Source organism: Rahnella sp. RFA10(1/100), from assembly GCF_004195115.1.
GTDB classification, from domain to species: Bacteria; Pseudomonadota; Gammaproteobacteria; order Enterobacterales; family Enterobacteriaceae; genus Rahnella; species Rahnella perminowiae.
In genome coordinates, this window is record NZ_SEWR01000023.1 from 1 (window position 1) to 902 (window position 902).

The window sequence follows — 902 nt, forward strand, 5'->3', positions numbered from 1 at the left end:
TTAAACGGCTGGAATCCCGGCAGCCCGGCGTTGATATTTCGGTGCTCAGGTTCAGCGGCAGCGAGGCCATCAGCGATATCCTGCGCTATGAAATTGCGTTCACCAGTGCGGTGAAAGACATTCCCGCTCAGCACATCATCAACTATTCCGCCCTGCTCCTGATGTACCCCGACGGTAAGCCGTGGGAGCCGGTTAAACCACGCATTATCCCCGGCGTCATCACCCAGTTCCGCCAGTGCGGCACCTCCGCCGATGAAACCCGCTACGTCGCCACGCTGGAACACCGCGTCACCCGGTTAAATCAGGGCAGCAATAACGCGATTTACCAGAACGACAGCGTCATCAGCATGACCGAAAACACCTTCCTGCGTTACTACATGGACCGGCTGGATTTCCGTTTTGCGCTCAATGAACAGTACCCGCTGAAAAAATTCATGATGCAGTTCGGCGAAAGCGAATACGCGCACATCGCGCGCCGCCTGGCCGACAGCGGCATCTCGTACTTCTTTGAATACGATGAAGAGAACAACTGCGACGTCATGGTGCTGGCCGACCATTCTTACGCCTGGCCGGAACCGGTCGCCATCCCGTTCCGTAACCCGGCGGGCCTGTTCGACGGCGGCCAGGAGTCGGTCTGGGAAATGTCGGTCAGCCGCAAGGCCATCCCAAAATCGGTGACGGTTAACGACGATTACTATCCGGCCGCGCAAAGCGATATGACCGCCACGACGACCACCAATCCGGATTACACGGCGCTGGTTGCCGAAGATTACCGCTGGGGTGAGTCCTATCCTGAGCCGGGCAAGGAATACAGCAACGAGCCCGGTCAGGGGATGTGGTACGCCAGACGCCGTCAGGAGCGTTATCTGAGCGAACAAATCACCTTCGAGGGCAAGTCCAAC

At 58.0% G+C, this 902-nt stretch carries 1 protein-coding gene; it reads left to right on the forward strand.

Translation table 11 applies throughout. The features are described 5' to 3' along the window. Positions 1-902, forward strand: a 902-nt coding sequence (locus ETV65_RS24715) for a phage late control D family protein (RefSeq protein WP_129955689.1), incomplete at both ends; no start/stop codon positions are given.